The sequence below is a fragment of the Streptomyces sp. NPDC005752 genome, assembly GCF_040630715.1.
GTDB lineage: Bacteria > Actinomycetota > Actinomycetes > Streptomycetales > Streptomycetaceae > Streptomyces.
In genome coordinates, this window is record NZ_JBEXYB010000050.1 from 23,139 (window position 1) to 47,851 (window position 24,713).

23 protein-coding genes and 1 pseudogene are annotated in these 24,713 nt (G+C 68.1%); 15 read left to right on the forward strand and 9 right to left on the reverse strand.

Going from position 1 to position 24,713, the window contains the following annotated elements; genetic code table 11:
• Positions 1-101: 101 nt before the first annotated feature.
• Positions 102-2,222 carry an RNA-directed DNA polymerase gene (locus ABZ441_RS30395; protein WP_358980033.1) on the reverse strand — a complete coding sequence of 707 codons (2,121 nt, stop codon included), beginning with the start codon at positions 2,220-2,222 and terminating at the stop codon, positions 102-104.
• A 337-nt stretch (positions 2,223-2,559) separates the two neighbouring features.
• On the opposite strand from ABZ441_RS30395, the gene ABZ441_RS30400 reads away from it, so the two are divergent.
• Positions 2,560-2,937: a nucleotidyl transferase AbiEii/AbiGii toxin family protein gene (locus ABZ441_RS30400; RefSeq protein WP_358980035.1), complete on the forward strand. Its 378-nt coding sequence runs from the start codon at positions 2,560-2,562 to the stop codon at positions 2,935-2,937.
• Positions 2,938-3,115: 178 nt separating this feature from the next.
• Here the strand turns inward: ABZ441_RS30400 and ABZ441_RS30405 are convergent, their stop codons facing one another.
• On the reverse strand, positions 3,116-4,009 hold the full coding sequence (locus ABZ441_RS30405; RefSeq protein ID WP_358980037.1) for a MarR family transcriptional regulator: 894 nt from the start codon (positions 4,007-4,009) through the stop codon (positions 3,116-3,118).
• A 500-nt stretch (positions 4,010-4,509) separates the two neighbouring features.
• Here ABZ441_RS30405 and ABZ441_RS30410 point away from each other — a divergent pair, with 500 nt between their 5' ends.
• Together ABZ441_RS30410 and ABZ441_RS30415 are read left to right on the forward strand one after the other, a co-directional pair.
• Positions 4,510-5,193, forward strand: coding sequence for an ankyrin repeat domain-containing protein (locus ABZ441_RS30410; protein WP_358980039.1), 684 nt, complete (start codon positions 4,510-4,512; stop codon positions 5,191-5,193).
• Positions 5,194-5,257: 64 nt separating this feature from the next.
• A complete protein-coding gene (locus tag ABZ441_RS30415) occupies positions 5,258-5,695 on the forward strand; it encodes a transposase (RefSeq protein WP_358980041.1) in 438 nt (145 codons plus the stop codon).
• Between the two features lie 110 nt (positions 5,696-5,805).
• On the opposite strand, the gene ABZ441_RS30420 is transcribed toward ABZ441_RS30415, so the two are convergent.
• Entirely contained in the window at positions 5,806-6,288 is a 483-nt protein-coding gene (locus tag ABZ441_RS30420) for a hypothetical protein (RefSeq protein WP_358980043.1), read from the reverse strand.
• A 476-nt stretch (positions 6,289-6,764) separates the two neighbouring features.
• Positions 6,765-7,205: a hypothetical protein gene (locus tag ABZ441_RS30425; RefSeq protein ID WP_358980045.1), complete on the reverse strand. Its 441-nt coding sequence runs from the start codon at positions 7,203-7,205 to the stop codon at positions 6,765-6,767.
• A gap of 395 nt (positions 7,206-7,600) precedes the next feature.
• Between ABZ441_RS30425 and ABZ441_RS30430 the strand changes: the two genes are divergently transcribed.
• From ABZ441_RS30430 to ABZ441_RS30440, 3 genes and pseudogenes are all read left to right on the forward strand, one after another.
• A complete protein-coding gene (locus ABZ441_RS30430; RefSeq protein ID WP_358980047.1) occupies positions 7,601-8,050 on the forward strand; it encodes an SRPBCC family protein in 450 nt (149 codons plus the stop codon).
• A 380-nt stretch (positions 8,051-8,430) separates the two neighbouring features.
• Complete coding sequence (locus tag ABZ441_RS30435; protein ID WP_358980050.1) at positions 8,431-8,835, forward strand: FKBP-type peptidyl-prolyl cis-trans isomerase; 405 nt, start codon at positions 8,431-8,433, stop codon at positions 8,833-8,835.
• A gap of 385 nt (positions 8,836-9,220) precedes the next feature.
• A pseudogene (locus ABZ441_RS30440) lies at positions 9,221-9,584 on the forward strand (Imm7 family immunity protein).
• 192 nt (positions 9,585-9,776) lie between these two features.
• Here ABZ441_RS30440 and ABZ441_RS30445 read toward each other — a convergent pair.
• Positions 9,777-10,856 (reverse strand): hypothetical protein, encoded by a 1,080-nt coding sequence (locus tag ABZ441_RS30445; protein ID WP_358980052.1) that lies wholly within the window; start codon positions 10,854-10,856, stop codon positions 9,777-9,779.
• Positions 10,857-11,106: 250 nt separating this feature from the next.
• A complete protein-coding gene (locus ABZ441_RS30450; protein WP_358980054.1) occupies positions 11,107-11,700 on the reverse strand; it encodes a hypothetical protein in 594 nt (197 codons plus the stop codon).
• Between the two features lie 733 nt (positions 11,701-12,433).
• On the opposite strand from ABZ441_RS30450, the gene ABZ441_RS30455 reads away from it, so the two are divergent.
• Positions 12,434-14,665, forward strand: a complete 2,232-nt coding sequence (locus ABZ441_RS30455; RefSeq protein ID WP_358980056.1) for a serine/threonine-protein kinase — start codon at positions 12,434-12,436, stop codon at positions 14,663-14,665.
• A gap of 77 nt (positions 14,666-14,742) precedes the next feature.
• On the opposite strand, the gene ABZ441_RS30460 is transcribed toward ABZ441_RS30455, so the two are convergent.
• Complete coding sequence (locus ABZ441_RS30460; RefSeq protein ID WP_358980058.1) at positions 14,743-15,921, reverse strand: PP2C family protein-serine/threonine phosphatase; 1,179 nt, start codon at positions 15,919-15,921, stop codon at positions 14,743-14,745.
• Positions 15,922-16,257: 336 nt separating this feature from the next.
• Between ABZ441_RS30460 and ABZ441_RS30465 the strand changes: the two genes are divergently transcribed.
• Positions 16,258-16,713, forward strand: a complete 456-nt coding sequence (locus tag ABZ441_RS30465) for a VOC family protein (RefSeq protein ID WP_358980060.1) — start codon at positions 16,258-16,260, stop codon at positions 16,711-16,713.
• A gap of 383 nt (positions 16,714-17,096) precedes the next feature.
• Here ABZ441_RS30465 and ABZ441_RS30470 read toward each other — a convergent pair whose 3' ends face one another.
• Positions 17,097-17,477, reverse strand: coding sequence for a VOC family protein (locus ABZ441_RS30470; RefSeq protein WP_358980062.1), 381 nt, complete (start codon positions 17,475-17,477; stop codon positions 17,097-17,099).
• Between the two features lie 329 nt (positions 17,478-17,806).
• On the opposite strand from ABZ441_RS30470, the gene ABZ441_RS30475 reads away from it, so the two are divergent.
• Positions 17,807-18,649, forward strand: coding sequence for a phosphotransferase (locus tag ABZ441_RS30475; RefSeq protein ID WP_358980064.1), 843 nt, complete (start codon positions 17,807-17,809; stop codon positions 18,647-18,649).
• A 167-nt stretch (positions 18,650-18,816) separates the two neighbouring features.
• Here ABZ441_RS30475 and ABZ441_RS30480 read toward each other — a convergent pair whose 3' ends face one another.
• Positions 18,817-19,176 (reverse strand): hypothetical protein, encoded by a 360-nt coding sequence (locus tag ABZ441_RS30480; RefSeq protein ID WP_358980066.1) that lies wholly within the window; start codon positions 19,174-19,176, stop codon positions 18,817-18,819.
• Between ABZ441_RS30480 and ABZ441_RS30485 the strand changes: the two genes are divergently transcribed.
• The 6 genes from ABZ441_RS30485 to ABZ441_RS30510 all read left to right on the forward strand — a co-directional run.
• Positions 19,160-19,384 carry a hypothetical protein gene (locus ABZ441_RS30485; RefSeq protein WP_358980068.1) on the forward strand — a complete coding sequence of 75 codons (225 nt, stop codon included), beginning with the start codon at positions 19,160-19,162 and terminating at the stop codon, positions 19,382-19,384. The genes ABZ441_RS30480 and ABZ441_RS30485 overlap by 17 nt on opposite strands.
• 230 nt (positions 19,385-19,614) lie before the next feature.
• Complete coding sequence (locus ABZ441_RS30490) at positions 19,615-19,983, forward strand: hypothetical protein (RefSeq protein ID WP_205023348.1); 369 nt, start codon at positions 19,615-19,617, stop codon at positions 19,981-19,983.
• A 579-nt stretch (positions 19,984-20,562) separates the two neighbouring features.
• A complete protein-coding gene (locus ABZ441_RS30495; protein ID WP_358980071.1) occupies positions 20,563-22,524 on the forward strand; it encodes an acyl-CoA dehydrogenase in 1,962 nt (653 codons plus the stop codon).
• 229 nt (positions 22,525-22,753) lie between these two features.
• Entirely contained in the window at positions 22,754-23,245 is a 492-nt protein-coding gene (locus ABZ441_RS30500; RefSeq protein ID WP_358980074.1) for a hypothetical protein, read from the forward strand.
• 639 nt (positions 23,246-23,884) lie between these two features.
• On the forward strand, positions 23,885-24,424 hold the full coding sequence (gene ectA, locus ABZ441_RS30505) for a diaminobutyrate acetyltransferase (RefSeq protein WP_358980076.1): 540 nt from the start codon (positions 23,885-23,887) through the stop codon (positions 24,422-24,424).
• Positions 24,421-24,713: aminotransferase class III-fold pyridoxal phosphate-dependent enzyme (locus ABZ441_RS30510; protein WP_358980078.1), on the forward strand; the 293-nt coding region annotated here is incomplete at its 3' end. The genes ectA and ABZ441_RS30510, both read left to right, overlap by 4 nt.

The following is a 24,713-nucleotide window of genomic DNA, read 5'->3' on the forward strand; positions in this document are numbered from 1 at the left end:
CCGACCTCTGCGACAGCGGACCGTGTCATCTTCTCGATGCTTGACGAGTTCGACCTCGTCGACTTCCGTGACCGGCTCACCGGCGCGGGCGGCGGACCGGTTTACTTCTTGGGCTTCTGGAGCTTGGTAGCAGAGAGGCGCTTTCCGCCCATCTCGATGATCAGGCCGGCGGCCTTGAACGTGAGGTTGAGGGCAACGCTCTCCGGTACCTGCTGGTCGAGGCCGAGGTGTCCGATGATGTAGTCGCCCATCTGGACATCCGGGTCCAGGCGCTTGAGGACCATGTAGGCGATGGACTCGGCCTCGACCTCATTGCGGGCATGGGCCGTGACGCGTTCCTCGTCCGAGAGGGGCCGCAACTGCCGGTCCGGCCAGGAGCCCCCGGGGCCCGCGCCGAGGTGCCCGCACAACAGGTGGCCGAGCTCGTGGGCAAGGGTGGCGTACCGGTCCAGCAGAGGCAGGTTCCGGTTGACCTCGATCTCGAACAGCGTCGGGTACCTCTCCGGTCGGTCCCCGGGCCTGCTGCCGGAACGCTCGACGAACCCGCCGGACCTGGTGCGATACGCACGCCCGTAGGAGGAGGCCCCGTCATTGACCAGGGTGAGCCGGATTCCCATGGGTGCGAGGTTCGTCCCGGTGTGGTGCCAGACCTCGACGAGTTCCTTCTCGCCGACGCGAGAGGACACCGACGCGGGGGCGGTGATCGTCCTGGGCAAAGGCCGAGCCCCGGGAAGGGCTTCGGTGTCGCCGACGTCGTACACGAGCATGTAGGGCCCGCGCGGCTGGAAGATCAGCAGCGGCTGGGCACCGGGCTTGAGCACGCGCCGGTACTTCGACATCCATTCCGAGGAGGACAGGACATGGCGGGCCCCGGGCTTCTGGATGTGGACCACCATGGCGTTGAACGGGGCGTACCGCTTGAACCGGCCCACGAACTCGAGCATCTGCAGGTAGTCCGCGGACGAGCGATAGCGCTGGGCGCCGCGGACGAGGTCGTCGATAGATGCCTTGGCCAGGTCTGACGACTGCGAGACCTCGACCTCCTCGTCCCGGTACCAATCGAGCCCGTGCTGCGTGATCACCGGTTCTTCGTGCTCGAACGGGATCTCGCGCAGCCGCTTCCAGTCAGTGAGTTGTTCCCCGGCCCAGCTGGGCTCGACCATGTGCGCGAACGACAGCAGCCCGGTCACGTGGGCGTCCAAGTCGGCCAGGCCCTTGAACCCCTGGTGACGGCTGTGCTGCTCGATACCGAACGACGCGGCCCCTCGCACATGTTTGGTGATGCGGCGCTTGTACTCGCGCGTCAGGCGAGGAGTGGGGCCGTCGACGAGGATGCCCAGCACGCTGCGGCGTGCACCGGGACGGGCCACGTAGGTTTTCTTCGTGTTGAGTCTCATGCCCAGCGGGGTCAATGCCTTCTTCACGCCGCTCACGAGACGGTCGATGTTCCCGTGGTGAACGAGCCGCCGGCTGGAGAAGTACATGTCGTCGCTATAGCGCGTGTAGCGCAGACCCAAGGACTCCGCCAGGTGCGTGATCGCGGCGTCGACGTCCCGCATGACGATGTTCGACAGATATCCGCTGGTAGGAGCGCCCTGCGGCAGGAACCCCTCGCGGGTGTCCGTATAGAGCAAGTCGGGCCGGCTGACGGTGAACTTCTGCCCAGTGGACTCCAGGGACACACTGCGACGCCCGGTGCCACGGTTCGTCCACGTCCGACTCGGCCCGGGAGGAGACACGGTGACCAGCCGGGCGGTGGTGTACGTACTCAGGGTGCGGCCGATACGACGCAGGCCGACCTCCCGGCAGCCGTCACCGTCCTCCACAAGATCGATCCGGTACTCCCGCTCCGTCGGGCGAGCCCAGGCGTCCTTCAGCGCAGCGTGGACATGTCGCTCCCGGATGCTCCCGAAGAAGTCGGCGATGTCCAGACGGATCACGGTGTGGGCACGTAGGTGGACGGCGGCACAGTCCACGACCGAGCGGCCACCTCGGTAGGCGAACGCTGCCGGGTGCGGCTGGAACCTGGCTGGAAGAGTTTCCAGACGTGCCAGAATTCCCTGCTGCAACATGGACAACCGCGGGACCGGAGCGTGCAAGGTCCGTATTCCGCCGCTGTGTTTGGGGATCCGGTGCTCGGTGTACGGGAAGATCGAGCCGCTGGCCACCGCCTTGAGGAACTGCGCAGGGTCGAGGTCCAGGAAGTTGTCTGCCGTTGTCACCGAGCCGCCTCGTCCCTCACCTGTGAGACGCAGTCGGCGGGCCTCACCTTGAGTCGTTCCACCGCAACGCCACGGGCGGTCCGCTGTATCCCTCCGCCACCCTGTGCAAGCACAGGGCCCGATCCCCAGCACCCGATGTGATCACCACCGAGGTGCCCCGGACCGGAGGGCCCATCGCAAGGGATGGGTTCCTGAGACCGGCCGACTGCGTTGAGGTGGATCGTAGCCTGCCGTTGATCTGAACCCGTTGGTTCAGGCCACCGGGTGACATACCGAACAGCGGGCTCACCACACCGTTCGGCAGCATGGATGACGGCCGCGAGCCTCCGACAGGGATGTGGGCGTCCTCAAGGAGGCGTACTGGGCCCCGCCTGCCCAGACTCCCTGTGGCCCCGTCCTCTCCCTCGACGACGTGATCGGCACCAAGGCCCGCGCTCTCGCCGGCCGGGGCATCGCCCGCGACCTCATCGACGTCCAGGCCGCCTCCCGCCACCGGTCGACCGCCGGACTGGAGCCGAGTCCCTCGAACCGCCGCCGCGCCCATGACGAGTTCGACCTCGGTAACCTCCGTGACCGGCTCACCGGTGCGGACTGGCACGAGGACGAGGACTACGCCGCGTACGGGCTCACCGCCCGGCAGATCGAAGAGCTCAAAGCGTGGGCGCTGGAGTGGGCGGAGGACCTGGGGGCGCGGATGCGCGACGAGAACGCCTGACGAGTCCGTGCCCCTCTCCACCAGGCGCGGCCGTATCGCGGCGTCCGTGCAGCCCTTCTCATGTCACGCCGGAAGACGCGTCCGGTCGAGGCGGTGTGCAGAGCCTTGAGCAGTCCGCAGTGGCGAGCCCTTGAACGAGCGTGACGGATTCCGCCGTGATGGGAATGCGGGGGCCGGTTCACGGAGTCCCCATCAGGTTGCGGAGGTTGCCGACCAGGGCGTGGATGTCGCGTGCGGCGGGCGGGTCCACGGGGTCTGCGGGGGCGCTTTCGGGTACCGGGGTGCGGCAGGGGCGGCACAGGCCGTCGGGGAGCGTTTCGGAGGGGCCGGGCCTGCCGCAGTTGGCGCATTCCACGAGCAGGCGGCGTGCGGGAGCGTCCGGTGCGGCCGGAGCCGGGGTGGCGGGCAGGTACGGGGGGAGCTTGTCCCGGAGACGGCGGCGTACGAAGCCGACCGGGGAATCGACCTGCGCGGGGAGGCCGGAGGAGAGGGCGTGGGTGAGGTGGTCCGTGCTCACGCCCCGGTCCAGCCAGGCGGCAGCCAGGTCCTCCAGGGCGGCGCAGTCGGCGGCGGAGAGGGCCAGGCGGGGGTCGGTGAGGCCGAGTCGGGCCAGGGCGATGTAGGCGGGGGAAGGGTGGCCGTCCGTGACCGGCTCCGGGGTGCGCTGTCGCGGCACGGACGGGGCGTGAGCGGGGGAGGGCTGCGGAGCCGGTGGTGGGGCCGGTTGTGGGGCCGGGCGTGGGGCGAGCCCGGGGGACGTGGCGGGGGGTGCCTCGGTGGCCTCGGGAGCGGGGAGCTGCGGGGGCGGCGGCCCTGCGGAGACCTGTTCCGCGGGAGTGTCGACCGGGGTCCACGGGAGTGGCGGCCCGGCCGGGAGTGCTGCTGCTTCGTGGACTGCGACCCGGGTGTTCTCGGCCGCCGCGAAGGCGTTCCACCACTCGTTGTCCCGGGCGGTGCGGGACCAGTACGTGAGAGTGACCCAACGGCTCTCGCCCTCGCCGGGTCCGGCACTGTGCGCGCCGCAGGTGACACCGGCGACGATCAGGGCCCTGAGGGCGCTGCCGACGGCCAACTGCCCGTACAGGGACTTCGTGTTCCCTGCTACAATCTTCCCCCTTCCGGCCGGATTCCTCTCCTGACACTGAGAGCAATCAAAAACATCCGCGATTCTCACTTCGATGGAGGAAGCGCGGTAGACAGCAGCAAGGGGCGGTTCTACTCACACCTGACCAATGCCGATCTGCAAAAGATCTGGGAGGCAGGGATGAAAAGTGCCGACAAGTGGAAGCTCAACAGTACAGGCTACTTTGAGAAGACGTTTGCTTACGAAGGGGCGGGAACTCTGTCCACTTCGCACGGTAACGGTGCTGCTGTCACTCAGGTGACACTGGTGGTCGAACAATACGGGGACGGCCCCACCAACGAAGTCATCACAATGTATCCGGGACCACAATAAGCCTGGACGCATAAGGGGTCCGGGGGGGGCGCCCGAGAACCAGGGCGGCAGCCCCTTGCCTTTGCCGGTTTCGCAATCAGCACAACTCGCCACTTACAGAAAAGAGCAAATTGGAAGTGAATAATGTCACCCATGTGCTATGTCAGGCCGCTGCTTCTGGGGACGCGCAGCAGGTTGCTGACGTACTGGCGTCGGGCGTTCCCCCCGATCTGCGCGAAACCGACAGGAGCCGCACCGCTCTCGATCAGGCCGTCTGGAACAATCATCCCTACGTAGTACGTATTCTCTTGGCCGCCGGAGCTGACCCTGATGCCAAGATGGGCGAATACCGCGAGACGTATGCGCTCCGATACGCCGCACCACGAAGCATGTACGAGGTTGCTCAACATCTCCTTGACGCGGGTGCGCGCCCCGAGGGGCCAGTCAGTGCCGAGCAAACCACACCACTCATACTTGCTGCCGCGCAAGGCAATGTTGGAATGGTAAGGCTGCTGCTGGACCGGGGAGCCTCGCCCAATCTCGTTATAGAACTGCAATTGGTTGAAGGTATCGCCGAAAAGCTTGGAATCCCAACAAGGCACAGCCCTTTGTCCAGTGCGGCTGAGAGCGGGCATCTCGAAACAGTGCAGCTTCTTCTAGAAAGAGGCGCAAGGCCGGATGACGAGGTGCTGGAATCTGTGACGAGGGGCATGGACAGAGCCGAATTGACGTACTCCTTTAATCGCCGTGGCAGCATTGAGGAATTCGCCCTGGTCAGGGAGGTCATCGAGCGAGCACGGAACATCTCATGGAGCTCGTAACACGATCTTGTTGAAGTGTGCTGGTTGGCCGTGACCGGTGTGACGATTCGGCCGTTCGTGAGGTGTGGGTAGTCGACCGTGGATCGTGGACGATGAGTTGTGGGCGTTGATCGAGCCGTTGTTGCCGCCGTGGCCGGAACGGTCGCCGGGTCCGCGGCCGGTGCCGGACCGGCTCTGTCTGCAGGGCATCCTGTTCGTCCTCTACAACGACATAGCCTGGCAAATCCTGCCGGGGCCCACGTCACCCAGCGACAGTCCTAAGAGCCCGTGGTCGAGTCCTATGATCAGCCGCTGTGCTACCCACCTGACGGCAAGTGCGGGAGGTGTACGGGAATCTCCTCGACCAGCACCGGGTTCGCCACGTTCCACAGGATGGATTGACCGAGACGCGAAAATGGCCTCGCCACTCCTGCGGACCTACCGCAATCTGGTTCACCCGCCTGCCGAGACGCGAGCCACGCAGAGCGCAGACTTCGACTTCGGCGTTGGTCCCTCGCGGTGATCGCCGCGACACCGACCAACGGATGCCAGCCCGCCGAACTCCCCGCGCGCCAGGGCGTCGCCCCGGTACCTGGAAGGGGCCGCCCGGGCACCCACCGGGTACCGGGTGGGTCACACGATGCCGGGCTCCTCCAGCGCCACCACGACCATCACCGGAAGATCGGTGTCCTGCTGGATCACACCAGCGGTCAGGGTCCGGCCGTCGAGGGTCCACTTCTTCAAGCTGATGAACTCGTCCTTGTCCGCCGCAGTCTGTTCGGCCTCAACGAGGTGACTGACGAGAGAGGACTCCGCGATCTCGGGCAGAAAGTCGGCCAGCGCTTGCTTCCCCTGCTCGTAGACGGCTTCCAGGTCGTCGAAGTAGCCCGACTCGTCGACTTCGCGGATCCAGACGGCGAACGAGACAATGACCGTCCCGTTGGTGAACGTCTGGATCCAGGCCCCAACACGCCCCTTGTCCCACGACGTCTCCACATCGTGACGGGGTTTACCTCCCGGCGTCCACTCCTGGGCCGAGAACCGCGTCGCCGAGCCCTCGGCAGTCAGCGGGGCGAGGCCCCGGAACTCTTCCAGCATTGCGATCACCGCAGCCATGAACTCATTCCACTCATGCCGTTGCCGGGCACGTGATACGCCTTCAGCTGCTCGAGGCCGGGCTGCGACTCTCCGGACGACGCGTCTTGGTCCCGTGAGCGGTAGGCGGCACGGGACGTGTACTAGTCGCGTTCGAGGCCGGGCCTAAGTGAGGGCCCGGCACGGTCCGGAGGTCGACGGGTGAGACTGTTGCGGACCGTTGGTTCCGCGCACCGGATGTACAGGCCCGCAAGGAGATCATGTTGATCTCGGCATCCGGGTGCCCTCATTCCTGCCGTGGCACCGGTGTGCTGGGAGCCGGGATCCATGTACGGATCCGAACAGAACCCGGCGGACGAGCCGCAGCGGACGGCTGGTGGTGCGCCGGGGAGCGGATCACCCGCCTCGTCTCCCCACCCCACATCTCCGGCACTGCCGAGCGGGACCCCTACATAACCGACTTCAGCTCCACGCGAGTGCGTGCTGGTGATTTCTGGTCAGCGGCGGCCGGCGGTCAGGGTGACGAGGAACTGACCGCCGCCCGGCTCGATGCCAGCGGTCACCGGCAGCCCCGGTACCAGTCGGGAGAACCGGTCCACCAGCCAATCCGCCGCCTCTTGGGCGTCCGACTTGGTCGGACAACGGCCCACCATCTCGCGGCCCCCCTTGCGCTCCAGTCTCCCGGCAACGGTGATCAGCGGCGCGGGCTCGACCACGTACAGGTGGTCCGGCCAGGCAATGACCACTTTGACCGCGCCTTTGCGGGTGTTGCATCCGCGGTGCGCGAGCCGTTCGGCGACCTTGGCCTTCCGGTCGGCAGTCCGGCTGTCGACACTGGGCCCCCGCGGGTCGTTCACCGACTCGCGGGGGTCGACCGCTTCGTCACACACCCAGCACCGCCAGCCGTCACGCTCGGCCACATCATCAAGGAGACTCATCCGAGCAAACTAGCCTGCCGGCTGCCATCCCGCGTACCAGGGTCCGGGCAAGGTCTCAACACCGGCCGGCAGAGCAACGTCTGGCAACCAGCACCGATAGGTGGATACGGCGGGCCGGGGCGCGGTCAGGCAGAGCTGTGGGAGAGTACGGCAGCCGGTCGAAGTTGTTGAGGTGCGGGCCGATGTGGCATCCGGTGGTGGTGGCCTGGTTGCCCGGGCTGGCCGCGGAGACCAGGCGTTCGGCGGTCCAGCGACCGGTCACATCGGCTGCGGATGTCCTCGAAGGTCCCGAACAGCTGAGTGGTGCGCACAGTCGCCCGTCGGTTCGAAGGCCAACGAGCCTCCCTAAGAACTCGTAGCACGATCGTGGTGAGACGCGGTCTACCCTTGTCGGGGTGCCGTCCCTCACTGTTACCGCCTCTTCGTACTCATCGGCGTCTGCGGCCCTCGTCTACGCGGCGCTCCTGGATGCAGAATCCTGGCCCCCGTGGTCGGCCTACGCCGACGTCGAGTGGGATGTACCTGCGGGGATCGACCGACCGGCACGCGTGGATGACTCGCGCACTATCCGTTCCCGCACCGGAGGTGTGTGCTGCCGGGAGCGCGTCGTCGAGATGGTTCCCGACCAGCGGTTCAGCTATGAACAGACCGCAGGGCTGTTCACGTCTCATCGAGGGTATGTGGACCTGGTCCGAGCTCCCTATGGCGGCGGCACCGACATCACCTGGTCGGCGACCTACCGGCATACCCTCCCGCTCTTGGACACGCTCAGGAGACGGCGCCTGCAGGTTTGGGTGCACGATCTCGCGTCATACGGCAACTCAATCGTGAGCCGTAACTCCTAGAGGCGCAGCGCAAGTTCATGGGCCCCCCGGCGGCGCCTCCAGCGGGCCTCCTCGACGATGTAGCGGAGCTTGCCCCAGCCCTTGGTGTTCGAGGTGATGTCGTTGACGTTCGCAGCGGTGGTAATCGCGTGCAGCGGAGCGCCCTTCCCCGTCGCAGATCAGGTGGTGTTTTCTGCCCGTCTCCGCCGGTCGACCGGCGACGGGCCAGTCGCAGCGTGCATCGCTTCACTTCGTATCCATCGGTCCTTGGCCCGCCTCTATGGCACGGGGTGCCCCTCGGGCACGGGTAGTGCCGTAGCGTCATCGGCCGTGCCGCATGGAGTGTCCATGTGTCCGGTCGGCCCGTGCGCGGGATTCCGGTGGCGAGCGATGGGACCGTGATGAGCGAACTGACGAAGCCGGGAATCGAGGTTCCGGGGGGTGACGCGCCCACCGAGTTGACGGTCCGGGACCTCGTGGTCGGAGACGGACCCGAGGCGCAGCCGGGCAGGGTCGTGCAGGTGCACTACGTAGGGGTCACGTACGCGTCCGGAAGGGAGTTCGACTCCTCCTGGGAGCGGGACCGACCGTTCAAGTTCGCCGTGGGTGGCGGCAAGGTCATCAAGGGCTGGGACCGGGGGGTGAGGGGAATGAAGGTCGGCGGCCGGCGCGAGATCATCGTTCCCCCGCGTCTCGGTTACGGCAGGCAGTCGCCCTCTTCATTGATCCCGGCGGGCTCGACGCTGATCTTCGTCGTGGACCTGCTGACGGTGGTGGGCGGGCCCGCCGGAGCGAGGTCGGCTTGACCGGCTCGGCCTGAACCTGGCAGTCCGCCCGCGCGGCATCGGGCGAAGGGCCGGGAACCCCATACCTGACTTCATTGGTCCGGAACCGAAGCGGCCATGACCGAGCCACATCGGCGGCGTTCCGTTCCCTGACAATCCGTCGGTAGTTCGATGCTTCGTGGTACCGAGCGTCATCCGGGTCCGTCGGCGCGACCGCCGGCCTCGTACCGCCCGAGCTGACAAGCCAGCGGTCGCGCGTTGTCCGATCGCGGTCGCGCTGTTGCGCGAGGTGCTCTTTCCCGCCTCGACTGGGCGCGCGGTGAAGTAGCGCATCACCGGAACGGCGCGGGCAGGGCGCGGCCGCGATCGTCCGTGGTGGAACAGGTCATCTCGCTACGATCGTCCGATGCTTGAGTACCACGGGTGGATCACCATCACGGACACCGCAGCCGATGACGATGACGAGCCCCGCTTGCGGCAGATCGTCGATGGGCTTCGCCGTCACATCGCCCAGATGGACAGCCCGTACCTGCTCGACCTCAGGTGGCTTCTCCAATCACCGCTCATCACCCGACGCGGTCGGACTGTTCGAGCATGTTGCCGTGTCCGCCCCCGGTTCCTACGGACTCCTCCATGTTCACGACGACGAGGAACCGGATCGCGAGAACGAAGTACGCGTGCTGAGGCTCCTTCGAGGCAAGGTCACACACCACACGGAGGCGCTGCTGACTCCGTACGTGCCGACGGTGGAGGATCCCTTCGCGGGTTGAGGCGTCGTCGGCGGATCATGCGCGAGGCCGGAGCCGGATCGCAGCCACCGTGACGATGCCGTGGAAGGCCGTAGGCCCGACAGTCGCAGTGGGGCGCGATGGTGCGGACGCCCAGTGCTCACGCGGGTCCCCTACGACTGAATCCTGAAGTGACGTCAAGCCGGCAGACATTCGTCGGAGGAAGAACCCTGCCTACTGGAAGCTGAGCCGGTGCGGGTGTGCCGGATCAGTCGGGCAGGTGTGCACGCGCATCAGGCCGCGGCCGAGGTAGACGCCGGCCGGGTCGATGACGCGTGGGTCGTTGTCGGAGTCCCGGTCCTCGATCGGAAGCCAACTGCGTGAGGCCCCGTCACACTCCCACATGTCCACGGTGAGCAGGGGTGGCATCGCCGTTCCGCACACCTGGCAGTCGACCGGAGCGGGATCGGTCAGATGCCATGAAGCAAAGCCTCCGACCTTCCAACCGGGAGCGATCGACAGATCGCTCATGTAGTTGATCTCCTCCGGCTCCTCCGCCCGTGCCATGGCCATCGCCGCTGCGTACTCCTCATACGTCGCATAGTTTGCTGGTGGAGCGGAGCTGTCCTCGTCCGCATCGTCCTCGTCGAGGAGTTCCTCCTCCCACTCGTCGATCTCCTCCCGCAGTTCCTCCTCCAGCAGGCCGAGGTACTCGTGCTCCACGACGCGCTCAGGGTGCACGACGCACATGTTCGGCACGCATTCCTCCCGACCGGCCACCGGCGGCTCGGGCTGCGGCAGGAGTACAGCGCCGACGTCGGCGGACCGACGCCAGTTCAGTACGACGTCGATGGTGCGGTCGTCGCCGTGCACCTCGAAGGGGCACCAGAAGACCTGCAGGAGGTCCTGGCCCTCGGGACCCACAAGCTCCGGAACCTCTCGTGCGTACAACTGGGCCACGGCCAGCATCGGCACCGGGGCGTCGTCCCGAAGTTCCGGGACGTGGTTGCCCCTGCTCATGCCGTCGAGCAGCCGCCGTTCCTCCTCGGTGTACTCCCGCCCACGGGCGTCCTCCTGGATCCTGCGGCTCAGCCGCACGTCGGAGAGCAGGTGGCCCGTGCCTTTCGGGTGTACGGCCGTGCACACCGGCCACGGTTCGTCGGCCGGCCACAGGAGAGGGCCCGCAACCGAACTTTCGCCCACCCCGGGAAGGCCGTGACGGGGGTGCAGCCGCGTGGTGGTGCGGCGGTGGGCTGCCAGGGCGGGGAAAGCCGCTTCTACGTCCAGGGGACGTGGCGGGGTGGTGCGGGTCATGAGCGAGCCCTCCAAGTGCGGTCGGTGGCGACGTTATACAGCGGTCCGGACACCGGCGGCGAAATCGATGGCGTGGCCGTCAGCGGCGAGGGAGACCCGGTCCCAGCCGCGTGGTGGGCGAGATCGCGCCGGCCGGTGTGGTGCGTGAGGTACGGCGCCCCGATGCGTCCTGGCGCGGTAGGACTCGCTCAGCTGTGACCGAAGCGGCCGCGGGCAGGCGGCGCGGCCCGGGGTGCCTGCTCCACCGACGTCACTGCAAGGCGTCCAGTGCAACGGCCTGGGCAATGGCGAGGCGGCGGTCGAGGCCTGCACTCGCGATGTCCACCAGATAGCGGTCGCGCAGCCCGAACTTCCTCTCGACCGCCATCCAGCGCTTGTCACCTTCGGCGAAGTCGAAGTGACGCGGCCATGCGAACGGTACGAACTCGGTGGCCGGCAGGAAGTCCCAGATCCGGCGCAGCACAGCCAGCGCCGCGTTGCGCTCGCGCCCGGTGAGTTCCGCCAGCCCCGGCTGCTCAAGGACCCAGGTCGAGCGCAGCAGAGAGACCATGGTCTTCTCACGGAACGAACCGATGGGGCTCCCGTCCTCGTCCCGCACCGTGTAGACGGCGCCGACGTCCAGGACTTGGTCGGCCTCGAAGGTGCACAGGACGTGGTGCCGGGACTCGTCGGTGTAGATGGTCACCTGTTCCTTCAACGCCATCAGATCCTGCTGGGCGAATGCGACGACCTCACCGGCCGATCCGTCCAGATGAGCGGAACTCACCACGTACTGGTTGGTCATCACGGTCGTCTTCTGGCTCACGATGAACCGCTCGGCCGCCTGCAGGTGCGTGGTGTCCACGGGGTGGCTCCCTCTGTTCGCATCTCTTGCGCCGCCCGGCTGCCACCTGCTCGCGGCCTTCGTTCGCCTGTCGGACCATCGTTGCGATCACGCCAGCGTGAAGCAGCCCCGGAAAGTCGCGCCCCTACGCGACCAAAGGCGAGGGTGTGCGGTTCCCCACCAGCACGTACACACCTGTGCTTGTTCACTTTCGTCGTTCGCGCCTCCTGCAGGAGGATGATGCGGTGCTCGCGGGCGGTGGACGTCGTCGGTCCGTGCAACGGGACGACGCGCTGACCGAACGCGTCACACGGCCTTTCCGGGACCGGCTTGCCCGGCCCCGGCGGTCGGGACCGGGCGGCCCGTCCTCCGGCACCAGGACCGGCCTGCACCCGTCGACCGGAGCCGCGAGCTGTGCCGATCAGGGGTGAGCCGCCAGGCAGTTCTGTGCGGTCCGGGTGGCCCGTGTGAAGTGAGTAGGAGCTGGTCAGGCCCTTGTGGTCCAGGGCATCGACGCTGTTGGTGACGCACGTCTGAGAGGCCACGAAGCCACCCCCGTCAATCCCACGACACGATGAAACCCCGCCGTGCTTCCCGCGCCGGCTTCGTACCGCGCGGCTCAGGAGCAGGCCTTCTGGCTTCCTGTTCGTCACCCGCTTCGCTCTGTCGTACTGCCCTGCGGCTAGTTTGTGTGCAGGACAGGTACGCAAACCCGTGGTGGCAGAGGTGCACGGGGGACGGGAGGTCGGGAAGAGTGTCGCTGCGCGGAGGTGATCCAGCAGAGATCGGCGGTTATCCGCTCGAGGCGCGGCTCGGCTCGGGTGGCATGGGCACGGTCTTTCTGGCCCGTACGAGCTCGGGGCGACCTGTCGCGATCAAACTGATCCACCAGCAGTTCGCGGGGGACGACGAGTTCCGCATCCGTTTCCGGCAGGAGGTGGCGGCCGCGAGGCGGGTGAGCGGCGCGTTCACCGCCGCCGTGGTCGATGCCGCCCCGGAGGCCGAGCAGCCGTGGATGGCGACGACCTACATCGAGGGGCACACGCTCGCCCAGCGCATCGCCGCGAACGGCCCGCTGAACGGAGCGGAGCTGAGGAGGCTCGCCATCGGGCTGGCGGAGGCGCTGTGCGACATCCACCGGGTCGGGGTCGTCCACCGTGATCTGAAGCCCTCGAACGTCGTGCTCTCGGCCGAGGGGCCGCGTGTCATCGACTTCGGCATTTCGCGTGCCGCGGACCAGCAGACGCTGACGATGACGGGGCGGGTCATCGGGACGCCGCCCTTCATGTCGCCGGAGCAGTTGCAGACGCCGCGTGGTGTGGGGCCGCGGTCCGATGTCTTCTCGCTGGGGACTCTGCTGGTGTACTCGGCGACGGGCCACGGGCCCTTCGACGCGGACAGCCCCTACATGACGGCCTATCAGGTGGTGCACGACGAGCCGTCGCTGGGTGCCGTGCCGGTGGCGTTGCGTGAGGTCGTCGAGTCGTGCCTGCACAAGGAGCCCGAAGGGCGCCCCTCGGCGGACGAGCTCCTCGTGCTGCTGCGGGACCTGCCGGCCGACCTCGGCGGGACCGGTGCGAGCGGAGTCGGCGCGGGTCGCACCCGCGACATGATCACCCAGCATCATTTCGCGACGGGGGCGAGCCCTGCGCCGACTGCCCCGGCCGGTCCCGGGTCAGGGAAAACCGGCCCCCGGATCGGCCGCCGTCTGCGTCGCCGGTGGCGCCCTGTGCTCGCGGCCGCGGTCGCGGTGGCAGCGATCGGCGGAGGAGCCGCCGCGCTGAAGGCGGGCGGCGTCGGGGGGCACACCGGCGGAGACAAGGGCAACGGCGTCGCGGTGCCGGGTGCCACACTTCCGGACGGCTTCGCGCCGTGGCGCAAGACCGTACAGGGCGGTGGCGAGGACATCCCCGACGAGCTGCGTTGTATCGCGCGCGGCGACGCGCTGTTCTGCGGGGGCGGCGGTGTTGTCGCGACCCGTATCAGGGCACAGGACGGTTCGCCGGTGTGGACGGCGAAGAGCCCGGGCGTCCCTGTTCAGGGCTTGCATCTGGTGGGCGTCACCGATGACACGGTGCTCGGTTACCGCTTCGCCGCCCAGGACGCACCGCAGGACCCTCCCAGCGAGGTGGTGGCCATCGACGCGAGCGACGGCCGGGAGCTGTGGTCCGTGCCGTCAGGCGCCCAGTCGATGGCCGTCACGGGACGTTCGCACGACGCCGTGGTGGTCGGCTCCGCCGCCGTGACGGTCGACGCCTCCAACTCCCGCTTCGAGGCCCGGGACGCGCACAGCGGTGAGGTCGACTGGACGACGCCGTTCCCCGGGGGCACGCAGTGTGCTCCCGTCCCGGCGGGCCCGCGGCTCTTCGCCATGTGCGCGACGGATGCGGAGGTGGATGCCCTGGAGGTACGCCACCCCACCTTGTACACGGTCGACCGCACCTCGGGGGCACTGGGCACACCCATCGCGGTTGACGGCCCCGCCGTGCCGATGGGCGTCGCCGACGGCCGGCTCGTACTCCTGCGGAGCCACATGGAGGGAGCGGCGTTGACCGGCTACGACGGAGTGGCGCGCGTCGACCCGGCCTCGCGGAAGGTCACGTACTCCCGACTCGCCAAGACATACGCGGGAACGCCAGGCATGGCGAACGGCGCCGTGTACGTGAGCGGACAGGTGGGCCTGGTCACAGCGCTCGACCCTGCGACCGGCCGGACGAAGTGGTCGCGGCAGACGGGCGTGGAGGGCGCGTCGGGTCCCGTTGCCGGAGCCGACGCGCTGTACTTCAGCTCGGCCACCGGCCGGGTGGTCGCCCTTTCGCCGTCCGACGGCAAACTCCTGTGGTCGACAGATCCGCAGGCCGACGGTCTGACGGGCGAGCAGGGCGCAAGCCCGCGCGTGGCCCTCGCGGGCCGTGCGGTGATCGTGGCTGCGGCCGAGAACACCGTTTTCGCCTTCGACGCGCAGAAGCCTCCGAAGTCCGGCTGACCGGGGGAGGCGCCGGCCGCCTTCCGCGGGAGGCCGCAAGGCGGACACCGCAGGAGTCGTGTGTGGCGCACCACCGGTCAAGGAGCGAGCTCTTTGGTGCCGTGCCAGTCCAGGATGAGGACCGTTGCGTCGTCGTTGAGGTTGCCCCGGCAGGCATCCAGTACCGCTTTGGTCAGGGCTCGCACGAGCTCCCTGGGATGCCAGGCGCGGGTGTCGACCAGGATGGAGGCCAGGTCGACAGCTCGGGCACCGCGTTCCTGCATGCCGTCGGTGAGCAGGACCAGACGGTCGCCGGGGTGCAGCTGAAGTTCCTGCAGCTGGTAGGAGGTGGGCGCTGCGACGCCGAACGGCAGGTTGACGGCGAGCTGGACCTCCTCGGCTTCGGCAGCACCGTCCCGCAGACGCAGCGGCCAGGGATGTCCGGCGTTGACCAGTTCACACGTGCCCGTTTCGAGGCGGATGCAGAGCAGTTGTCCGGTCGCCAGCCCGCGCGTGTGGGTCAGCAGGGCTTCGTGGGCTTGATGGGCCTGCTGGAGTGCGTCGCAGCCTGTGCGGCGGGCTCCGCGCAGCGCGGCGGTGACCAGCGTGGCCAACAGGGCGGAGTCGGTGTCGTGGCCCATGGCATCGGTGATCGACACGTGCAGCGTGTCCCGATCGAGGGTGTAGTCGTAGGTGTCGCCGCCGATGTCGTCGGCCGGGACAAGACCTGCGGCGAGGGTGAACTGAGGCGCCTCGCAGCAGGAGGCCGAGGGGAGCAACTGGTGCTGGATCTCCGCGGCCAGGCTGGTCCGAGTAGTGCGTCGGCCGGCGTGGTACAGGTCCGTGAAGCGGCGATCCGTGACGATGATGTAAGCCAGCGCGTGGGCCGCGTCGTTGATCTGTCCGAGCACGGTGTCGTCGGCGTACCGCAGTGTCACCTCCAGCACACCGATGCAGTCGCCGCGATTGCTCACCGGCGAGATCACGCGCTGTCCGCCCTGGCCATCGGGTTCCACGTGCTGACGCTGGTTGCGGAGGACCGTGTCGTAGATGCTGCCTTGCAGGTCGATAGGTCTCGCGGCGTCCTCCATGTCACCCTCGGCGGGAGCGGTCAGGCGCAGGAGCCGTTCCTCCATGAGATCGAGGAACAGGAACGACACGCAGTCCGCCCCGAAGCGTTTGCGTAGATCGTGCGCAATTACGCTGATGGACTCCCCGGGCGGCGCGGACTCTGCTGCGGTCAGAAGCTCGCCAAGTTCCAGATCTCTGCCATCCATGGCAACCTCCCGTTGTCTGTCGCCACTTATGCCCCGGGTCGTCAACCTCACCCATCCGTCCGTCACGCCCGGCGACGATCTCCCTCCTGGGCCGGCCGGGTGAGGGCTGAAGTGGTGCCCGGGAGTCCACTGAGCCGGTGCCTGGGGGAGCGGCTCACCACGCCGCGGGGGGAGTGATTCCCGAAAGGGGGAGGGCCTGAACAGCGGCCCGAGCTGCCGCATTATGAGGTGGGCCCGGCAAGAGGAACCCCCGCCCCCCACGACCTCCTGCAACGCGCTTCGGCGACCAGTTGGGACGGTGCGTCGTTTGTCAGACCCGCCTGCGATGCTTCGGGCATGGAGATGACAGTGCAGCTGACGATCGACTGCTCCGACCCGCAGGGCATGGTGACCTTCTGGTCCGGGGCCCTGGGCTACGTGCCTGAGCCTCCGCCTGGTGGGCACGACACGTGGCGGGCCTACTGGGCGTCGGTGGGGGTGCCCGAGGCGGAGTTGCCGGTCGGTGCCGGGGATGTTCCGGAGTCGATCATCGATCCCGCGGGAGGCGGACCGAGGGTGTGGTTCCAGCAGGTTCCGGAGTCCAAGGTCGCCAAGAACCGGTGGCACTTCGACCTGAAGGTCGGTGGGGGGCGTGACATCCCGCTGGACGTCCGCACACAGCGGGTCACGGCTACGGTGGAACGGCTGGTCAAAGCCGGTGCCACCGTGTCGCGGATCAGGGACGAGCCGGAGATGGCGCTCTATGCCGTGGCCATGCAGGACCCCGAGGGCAACGAATTCGACGTCGTCTGAGGGTCGGTAGGGCGGTGCGGGTCGCTGCCGCCCGCTCACGACCGCGACCAGCGGAGTCGTTCGTAGTGGACGGAGCCCGCTGCCTCGCGGCCACTGGCCTGTCTTTTTTGATCTGTTTATCCCGCACTTGGCCGCACGGCTCCCGGCGGTCCACCGCATCGAAACGCCGAGATCGGCAGCCACGGGAGCCGAGCTTCCTGCGGTTGCGGGCCTGCCCTGCCCAAAAGCTACGTGCAGCTTGGGTGGTGAACCCGCCGCGTAAGTTTCCCAGTTCATGATCAAAGGGCTCGGTCAGACCCCGCCGGGTGGTTTTTCGCAGGTCCTCCTGCTTCCCGGCTCCGAAGCCCTGCCGAATCCCTGGGGCCGAGCGTGGCCGATGAGCGTCAGAGTGGGTTGAGGCGGGCCTTGAGCAGGCAGAACTCATTGCCTTCGGGGTCGGTCAGGACATGCCACTGTTCCTGTCCTGTCTGTCCGATGTCGGCCGGGCGCGCACCGAGCTTCAGAAGGCGGTCGAGCTCGGCGCCCTGATCGCGGTCGGTGGCGTTGACGTCGATGTGCAGCCGGGACTTCCCCTGCTCCGGTTCGTCCCGGCGGCTGAGGATGATCGTCGGCTGCGGACCACCGAAACCTTCGCGCGGCCCGATCTCCAGCGTGCCGTCGTCCTCGCGATCGAGCACGACGAAGTCCAGGACCTCGCACCAGAACCGCGCCAGCACCTCAGGGTCGCGGCAACCGAGCACGAGCTCACTGATACGACACGCCATGACGAAACCTGCTTTCAGCCCGGGAACTGCCCGGCAAGCCACACGCGAACCTCATGGGCTCCCGGCAGTGGGAACTCCGAGACCGTACCGGAGGGGGCGAGCACGGGCGATGTGTTTTCGGCGCCGCCCCTGTCCGGGCATCCGGGCTGTTGGGCTGTTGGGCAGTTGGGCAGTTGGGCAGTTGGCCGTGGATCAGGGAAGCTGACGAGTGCTTGTCGACGGGCCCCGGACCGGGCTCGGTTCCGGACGCCGAACGGTGTTCTTCTAGAGATCGAGGGCGCCGCTGTCGTCTACGGATGGGTATGTGCACTCGACGAGGGGGAGAACGTATGGAGCCGTCAATGCTCCGCCGCGCGGTTGACGCAGGACGAACGACCGTTTCGGCGCTGGGCCTTCAGGTCGACGATGCGATCGTCATCAACAACTCGGACCGTGTCGCGCTGCGCCTGGTCCCTTGTGATGTCCTGGCTCGGGTCGCGCCTCCGGGGCAGCTGGCCGATTCCGCGTTCGAAGTGGAGGTCGCCCGCCGTCTTGCCGACGTCGAGGCTCCGGTGGCGGGGCTCGACCCTCGGGTGGAGCCCCGGATCCACTCGCGTGACGCCTTCGCCATCTCGCTCTGGACCTATTACGAACCTGTGGGACCGGCGATCGCAACGGCCGTCTACGCGGACGTGCTCCGGCGGCACCATGCCGCCTTGCGCCGGATCGATCTGGGCGCACCACATTTCACCGATCGAGTCGCTGCGGCGCTGAGAAAGGTGAACGACCGGGAGCAGTCCCCCGAGCTGCCCGATGCCGACCGGAAACTCCTGGGCGACACACTCGATGGACTGCGCGCCGCAGTCGGCACGGCCAGGGCCGGTGACCAACTGCTGCACGGCGAGCCGCATCCGGGCAACCTCCTCAACACCGGAAGAGGCCCGCTTTTCGTGGACCTCGCCACGGCCTGCCGTGGACCGGTCGAGTTCGACCTCGCCCACGCGCCCGAAGAAGTGGCAGAACACTACGCGGGGGCGGACCAGGGACTGATCCGCCGGTGTCGCGCCCTGAACTGGGCGATGTTCTCGGCCTGGCGCTGGCGCCGGGACGACCAGATGCCTGACCGGGACCACTGGAGGACGGTGGGGATCGACCGGGTTCGTGCCGCACTCGACCGCTGCGACCCTGGCTGAACCCGAGACGGGGGGCGGCTCTGCCCTGATTCCGTGCGCCGTGCACGGCGCACGGCGCAGCCCGGTCGAACTCGTCCGGCTCGGACAGGACGTCTCATTCCCTCGTCCCCTGCCCATGGCAACCAACCGAGGCCGCCCGCCTGGGCGCATGGGTGGCAGGGCAGGTCTCAGAGGTCCTTGATCCGGGTGTCGGCCACCGCGAGGGCGAGTTCCGGGCCGTACGCGGAGGAGGGTGACTGGAAGCCCGGTGTGTAGGAGCCGGTCAGCACGCGGCGGGCGATCTCCACGGACGACAGCTGCGTGAACCGGTAGCCGGTGGGTGTGTCGATCAGGGCGAGGGCCACGCTGCCGTCCCGGCCTGTGACCTCGGCGACGATCTTGCTGCGCCCCACTTCCCGCTCCTGCGCCGTCGGTCCGTCAGGAAGCGTGGAGAGGTCCAGGTCGATGGGCAGCGGCCGGCCGGCCTGTACGTACACCTCGATGGAGGGGATGCCCGTGGCGAGGTGGCTGGTGATCAGATCGCCCATGGACGCGGACACGCATTCCTCCGGACCGTCGTCGCCGAAGTCGAACGAGGCACTCGACGTCACCCTCTCCGACGGGCAGATCGCCGAACTCGACGGCCTCACGGCGCCCGCCCTCGACTACCCGCACAACATGATCGGGACCATGGTCGGATTCCAGCAGGGCGACACCACCATCAACGGCCTGACCGCCCAGGCCTTCGTCCGCTGACAGTCAGCCCCCTCTCACCGTCGCCGTCGGCATGATCCGGGCCGGGGCGAGGCTGCTCATACCCGTCTGCCGACGACACAGCAGAACCCCGAGTCGTCGGCAGCGTCCGCGACACGTCATCCATTCGCCGACAGATCCGATCACCACGCGGGCGAACCAGGACCGAAACGGTCCGCATCTGCCTCTAGCGTCGTGGATGACACGGAGTACCACCCGAAAGGAACCCCCGGATGAGCGAGACGCCGGAGCGCGAGGACAAGGCCGGACTCGTCGAGGCTGACGACAGGGCCCTGAGGGTCCGGGCCAGGTACGAGCAGATCGAGCAGCGTGTACTGGGCAGGACATGGACGCTGCCGGAACTCGCGGTCGGCTTCACCAACGATGCCGCCTACGTCGGGCGCCTGGTGCTCGCCGCGGAGCGCACATGGGGCATCGACGGTGATGTGGACGCCGAACTGCGGCACAAACTGGCCGAATGCCTGTGGTGGGTCTTCGTGCTCGCCGACCGACTCGATGTCGACATGCCGGAGGCTTACGCCGCCACGATGGACCGCATCGACGGCGGTCTGGCGCAGACCCTGCGGGGCATGGGCGAGTGAGCGCGGGGGGCACCCGGTCCTGATCCGTACGTCAGCCGCCGCCCGGGGCCGGGTGAGGACCCGGTCGGGACGGCTTCAGGCGTCGCCGGCCGGCGGCGCATCCGAGGTGCTGCAGGCTCGTGGATGTCGTCACGCACCTCCCGGCGGATGCGCAGGACCGCGGAACCGGCGCGAGACAGCGGGCGTTCGTGCCCGGGCTGTTCGCCGGTTGTGGTGCTTGGAGGGGCGTGCAGGGAGGATGAGGCAGAAAGAGTGAGGCCCCGGGCCTGGCCCGATCCGCCGTCGGTGGGGGAGCGGAGCCACGTCGGCCGGGGAGGCCCCCGGGTGATGAGCCGAGCCCGGGCCGCATCCCGATCACCCGGGGCCGGTGCGGGACGGGCCTGCGGCTGTACGGGGAACCCGGCCAGGCGGTGGTGGGCCGCCCTCCGCGAGCGGGCCGTGTCATGCCTGGTGGAAGTCGCGGCCGACCGAGGTCCGCGAGGCCGGAGCGCTCGCCGATGTCGACCCTTCTGCCCTCAGAACACCCCCGGGCGGCCCCTTCCACCGCTTGATCGTCCCCGGGCGGGGTAGCGAACTGGCATGGCCACAGAGAACACCGCCACTGATGCGAGCGGATACGTCCAGCCCGAGGTCGACGTCCGGGCACTGACCGAGGTGCTCGACGGCGAGTACGCGGAGATCCGCGACCTCGTCCGGACCAACCTGGTGACGTACGCCTCCGTTCTCGAGGACGCAGAGGAACTCGGCGTCGACGCGTTTCGCGAGCGGGTGCGTGAGCTCGTGGTCGAGATGGCCGCGACAGGCCAGACCGGCATGGGTTTCCCGAGCCGGTACGGCGGGGGTGGCGACATCGGGGCCTCGATCGCCGCGTTCGAGACGCTTGCCTTCGGCGACCTGTCGGTCCTGGTGAAGGTCGGCGTGCAGTTCGGGCTCTTCGGCGGCGCGATCCTGCATCTGGGCACCGAACGTCACCACGAGGCCTATCTCCCGGCCCTGATCACCGGGCAGCTGATGGGATGCTTCGCGATGACCGAGACCGGGCACGGCTCCAACGTCCAGGCGCTCGGCACCCTCGCGAGGTACGACGCCGACAGCCGGCAGTTCGTCATCACCACCGACGGCGACGGGGCGTACAAGGACTACATCGGCAACGCGGCCCGCCACGGCGAGCTCGCGGTCGTCTTCGCACAGCTGGAGGTCGGCGGGAAGTCCGAGGGTGTGCACGCGTTCGTCGTGCCGATCCGCGTCGACGGCGAGGTGGCGCCCGGCGTCCACATCGAGGACGACGGCCGCAAGATGGGCCTCAACGGCGTGGACAACGGCCGGATCCGCTTCGACGGCGTGCGGGTGCCGCGCGAGGCACTGCTGAACCGGTTCGCGGACGTCACCGCCGAGGGCGTCTACGAGAGCTCGATCGAGAACCCCGACCGACGCTTCTTCACCATGCTCGGGACACTGGTGCAGGGCCGGGTCAGCGTCGGCGGCGCGGGGGTCAACGCGGCCAAGATCGCCCTCGCGATCGCGACGAAGTACGCCGTCCGGCGCCGGCAGTTCGAAGCGACCTCGGACACGGAGGAGCAACTGCTCCTCGACTACGGTCTGCATCAGCGTCGGCTGCTGCCGCTCATCGCCCGTACGTATGCGCTGCACTTCGCGCAGGACGTCGTGCGCACACAGCTGCACGAGGTCTTCTCCGGCATCAAGGACGACGCGTACGCGCGGCGCCAGCTCGAGTCACGGGCCGCCGGCACCAAGGCACTCGGCACCTGGCACGCGACGCGGGTCGTCCAGGAGTGCCGCGAGGCGTGCGGTGGCGCCGGATACCTCAGCGTCAACCGCTTCGCCGCCCTCAAGGCCGACAGTGACATCTTCACCACCTTCGAGGGCGACAACCACGTCCTGCTGCAGCTCGTGGCCAAGGGCCTGCTCACCCACTACGCGAGCGAGTTCGAGGACCTGGACCAGCTGGGCACCGTTCGTTACGTCACCGGCCTGGCCGTCGAGACGGTGATAGAGAAGACGTCCGTCCACAAGCTGCTCGAGCGTGTACGCGACCTGCTGCCCGGCGGCGACGAGTGGGACCAGGAAGCCGGCCTGCTCGACTCGGAGTACCAGCTCGCCATGCTCCGCTACCGGGAGGAGCACATGCTCGCCGGCGTCGCCCGCAGACTCAAGCGCGGGGTCGACCAGAAGCGCAGCCCCGGGGTCGTCTTCTCACAGGTGCAGGACCACGTCATCGCGGTCGCCCACGCACACGTCGAGCGGCTGGTGCTCGAGGCGTTCGTCGACAAGGTGCGTGCGCTGCCCGAGAGCGGTAACAAGGTGGCGCTCGGGTTGCTGTGCGACCTGTTCGCCCTGTCGACGATCGAGGCTGACCGGGCCTGGTTCATGGAGCACGGTCGGCTGACCGTCCAGCGTTCCAAGGCGATCAGCCGCGAGGTGAACGACCTCTGCCGCAAGGTCCGGCCCCTCGCAGTCGACTTCGTCGACGCCTGGGGCATCCCGCCGGAGATGCTGCGCGCGCCGGATCTGGTGGGCTGATCCGAAGGCGGACCTCCGCGCAGCTGCGACCGGTACGGTGCCGGACCGCCCACACACGGGCCAGGGGAGTGGCAGGCTCCCGGGCACGTGCAGCCGGGCAACCGGGCCTGGATTCCGGTGTGCTGCGAGTGCCGGACCCGGTACCTGCGGTACCGGGTCCCGACGGACGCCACGTACGATCACGGCGGGACGTGACACCACCGACGCGCGTGGAGAGGGCAGGAGTCCGTTGAGCAGTCAGCCGGCCGAGACGGAGATCGCCCGCATACGGTGGGAGGACTTCCGTACACTCGGCAACCGGTCCGGCGGGGTGCCCGGGTCGCTGCGCCGTCTGCTCGCGGCCGCTGACGAGGACGATGCCCTGGCGGCCTACTGGGACCTGGAGAACGTCGTGGTCGTGCAGGGGCAGTTGCACAGCGCCGCGCTGCCCACGGTCTCCGTTCTCCTGGCGGGCCTGCTCGGAGAACTGTCTGCGGACGCCCGGGACATGGTCCTGGAACTCCTCCGGCAGATCGTCACGGGCGAGTCCGACGAGGGCGAGGCGGCACTGGGCGACACCGACCTGGGCGACCGCTGCCGAGAAGCGGCGCGCACCGGCCTGTGGCTCGTCTATCGCGAGCTCGGTACCCGGCGCAGGGAGACGGCGGAAGCCATTTTGGAACGCATCGAAAGCGAGAAGCCGAGGCTCGCCGCCCATCTTGACGGTGTCCGGGGCAAATAACCTGCTGTCCCGGTCGGTCGCCCCGCAGTGGGACGGGTACGTCACGACGCCGTATCCGCCACCCCCACGTACCCGGTGCCCGCGCCTTCGCTCTATTCGGCGGGGTGTGTGGGAAGCGGTGCGGGACGCCGTGCGACGGATCTGCGGTGTACCACCCCGATCAGCACTACCACTGCCGTCGCCGGCGCCGCGGTTGCCGGGGCGCTGAACAGCGCGTCGCGCAGCGGTTCCGGCTGTAGCTTCCATGCCGGTCCGCTCCGGCTGTACGCAGAGACGGGAACTCACCCGATCGGCGGCCCGTCCGGTTGTGTGAGGGAAACGGCAGTCCTCCGTAAGCAGAAGCTGCCGCGCTGGCGTGACTGTCCGCCCGTACGGAAGTTCTCCTGTGGCCGGAGAGGGAGCGTCGGCCTAGCATGAATCCGGGCAGCCCTTCCGAGCTGCAGCGGAATGACGATTCCGGCACGTGGACCGCTCTTCCGAATGCGAACCGTCAGGAACATCTTTTCGGTGAACACGTGGTTTCGCGATCATTCTGTTCGTTCAGCCTGAGGAAATTCATCTGATTCGCGCGGGAGTCCTCCCGCCTGGTGCGCTGTGGCGAGACGGAGGTGTGGGCCCATGGTGACGTCGGAAGGGAATATGGGAGAGCCGACCGTTGAGGACGGCGCTTCCGTATGGCGAATCGCACGCGATTCCCACGTGCTCGATGTTAATTCTTCCTACAGCTATCTGCTCTGGTGCCGTGACTTCGCGGCGACCTCCGTGGTCGCCCGCGACGAAAGCGGCACGGCAGCCGCCTTCGTGACGGGGTACTTCCGCCCCGAACAGCCCGGCACGCTCGTGATCTGGCAGATCGCCGTGGACGTCAAGCGGCGTGGACGGGGGCTGGGCGGGGCCATGCTGGATCACCTGACCGGCCGCCTGCGGTCCCGTGGTGTCCTCCAGCGGATGGAGACGACGATCAGCGCTGAGAACGAGGCGTCGCAGCGGCTGTTCCACTCGTTCGCCGCGCGACACGGGGCGTCGGTGGAACGCGAGCCGCTGTTTCCCGCACGACTCTTCCCCGACGCCCACGAGTCCGAACACCTGTACCGCATCGGACCGTTGGCTGAGTCTCCCACTCCGACGCCAGGAACCCAGTACTCGGAATCCCGCCGCACTAGGAGCGTTTCATCATGACGAGGACCCCCTCCGACCTGAGTGTCTTCGAGAGTCTTGAGTCGGAAGTACGCAGTTACTGCCGTAGCTGGCCCGCGGTCTTCGACCGTGCGCAGGGCGCCCGGCTCACGGACGAGGACGGCCACTCGTACCTGGACTTCTTCGCCGGTGCCGGGTCGCTGAACTACGGGCACAACAACCCGGTGCTGAAACGTGCGCTGATCGACTACATCGAGCGCGACGGCATCACCCACGGCCTGGACATGGCCACGACGGCCAAGCGGGCCTTCCTGGAGACGTTCGAGAACGT

What these genes read in the sequence shown, in the direction of transcription:
- ABZ441_RS30420 (WP_358980043.1), bottom strand. Translation starts at nt 6,288, where the DNA reads ATGGCTGCGGTGATCGCAATGCTGGAAGAGTTCCGGGGCCTCGCCCCG.
- ABZ441_RS30425 (WP_358980045.1), bottom strand. Translation starts at nt 7,205, where the DNA reads ATGAGTCTCCTTGATGATGTGGCCGAGCGTGACGGCTGGCGGTGCTGG.
- ABZ441_RS30435 (WP_358980050.1), top strand. Translation starts at nt 8,431, where the DNA reads ATGAGCGAACTGACGAAGCCGGGAATCGAGGTTCCGGGGGGTGACGCG.
- ABZ441_RS30445 (WP_358980052.1), bottom strand. Translation starts at nt 10,856, where the DNA reads ATGACCCGCACCACCCCGCCACGTCCCCTGGACGTAGAAGCGGCTTTC.
- ABZ441_RS30460 (WP_358980058.1), bottom strand. Translation starts at nt 15,921, where the DNA reads ATGGATGGCAGAGATCTGGAACTTGGCGAGCTTCTGACCGCAGCAGAG.
- ABZ441_RS30465 (WP_358980060.1), top strand. Translation starts at nt 16,258, where the DNA reads ATGGAGATGACAGTGCAGCTGACGATCGACTGCTCCGACCCGCAGGGC.
- ABZ441_RS30470 (WP_358980062.1), bottom strand. Translation starts at nt 17,477, where the DNA reads ATGGCGTGTCGTATCAGTGAGCTCGTGCTCGGTTGCCGCGACCCTGAG.
- ABZ441_RS30475 (WP_358980064.1), top strand. Translation starts at nt 17,807, where the DNA reads ATGGAGCCGTCAATGCTCCGCCGCGCGGTTGACGCAGGACGAACGACC.
- ABZ441_RS30480 (WP_358980066.1), bottom strand. Translation starts at nt 19,176, where the DNA reads ATGGGCGATCTGATCACCAGCCACCTCGCCACGGGCATCCCCTCCATC.
- ABZ441_RS30490 (WP_205023348.1), top strand. Translation starts at nt 19,615, where the DNA reads ATGAGCGAGACGCCGGAGCGCGAGGACAAGGCCGGACTCGTCGAGGCT.
- ABZ441_RS30495 (WP_358980071.1), top strand. Translation starts at nt 20,563, where the DNA reads ATGGCCACAGAGAACACCGCCACTGATGCGAGCGGATACGTCCAGCCC.
- ectA (WP_358980076.1), top strand. Translation starts at nt 23,885, where the DNA reads ATGGGAGAGCCGACCGTTGAGGACGGCGCTTCCGTATGGCGAATCGCA.